Source organism: Massilia mucilaginosa, assembly GCF_011682145.1.
In the GTDB taxonomy this organism is placed as follows: domain Bacteria; phylum Pseudomonadota; class Gammaproteobacteria; order Burkholderiales; family Burkholderiaceae_D; genus Telluria_A; species Telluria_A mucilaginosa.
On sequence record NZ_WHJH01000153.1, the window covers coordinates 1 to 1,237 of the forward strand.

The window sequence follows — 1,237 nt, forward strand, 5'->3', positions numbered from 1 at the left end:
TGGTCGACAGCGTGGCGCGCGTGACCGACATCATGTCCGAGATTACGGCCGCCAGTAACGAACAGCGCGTCGGCATCGATCAGGTCAACGAAGCGATTGCGCAGATGGATCAGGTGACGCAGCAGAATGCGGCGCTGGTCGAGGAAGCGGCGGCCGCCGCCGGCAGCCTGGAAGAACAGGCCGCGCGCCTGGCCGACGTGGCTGCCGGCTTCAAGCTGACGTCGCGATCGTCGTCGCCGCGCCCGCAGCGCGCCCCAGCCAGGGCGGCCCTGAAGCTGGCGGCCTGACCAGCGTGCCCCGCCTCCACGACGCCAGTAAATATTGTCCATGCAAATGTTGACTACAAACAACAAGACAGCCCTAATTGCCATGTAGGAAGTTCGTGAATGGCCCGTCTTGCCGGGAGAAGAGGATAATTGCCGGTCGGCACTTATGCCTCTTCACCTGTCAGGAAAAACACCATGTTCCCCAACGTCCGCATCGGTTCACGCCTCGCCATCGCTTTCGCGATTGTGCTGGTTCTGTCCATTGTCTCCACGGCCTACGCCATCATTGCGGCGCGCGACAATGCGCGCGCGACGGAATTGATGATGGCCCAGCCCCTGAGCAAGGAACGCCTGGTGTCGGACTGGTACGTGATGGTGTTTGCCGCCGTCGGCCGTACCGCCCTGATCGCGCGCAGCAGCGACGACGCCCTCTCGAGCACCTTCGCCGGCACCATCAGCGAAGGCGTCAAGCGCAGCACGGCGCTGATCAAGCAGATCGAGCCGCTGCTCACCAGCGACGAAGAAAAAGCCATGATGAAGTCGATCCAGGCCCTGCGCGCCACCTTCCAGGTGGCCAAGGAGCAGGTCATGGCATCGAAAAAGCAGGGCGACCCGGCCGTCACCGAGCAGCTGTTCAACAGCACCTTCACGCCCGCCGCCGCAGCCTACGAGCGCGGCATCCAGGACATGCTGGCGATGCAGCGCAAAGCCATCGACGACACCGCGCTGGCCATCGACAAGGCCAACACCCGTACCATTCAGCTTCTGCTGGTGCTCGGCACCCTGGCGGTGCTGACCGGCGCCGTCTGCGCTTTCCTGATCACGCGCTCGATCACAGTGCCCCTGAAAGCTGCCGTGGCGGTGGCCGGCACGGTCGCCAGCGGCGATCTGACCACCGAATTCGGCCCGGCCTCGCGCGACGAAATCGGTGACCTGATGCGCGCCCTGCATGCGATGAACGATTCGCTCAC

General features: G+C 64.0%; 1 protein-coding gene and 1 pseudogene. Both read left to right on the plus strand.

Annotated features, from left to right (window positions below; translation table 11 throughout):
- Window positions 1–287: pseudogene (locus F2P45_RS34215) on the plus strand (methyl-accepting chemotaxis protein); the annotation flags it as partial.
- A 174-nt stretch (window positions 288–461) separates the two neighbouring features.
- Window positions 462–1,237, plus strand: a 776-nt coding sequence (locus F2P45_RS34220) for an MCP four helix bundle domain-containing protein (RefSeq protein ID WP_166882658.1), incomplete at its 3' end; no start/stop codon positions are given.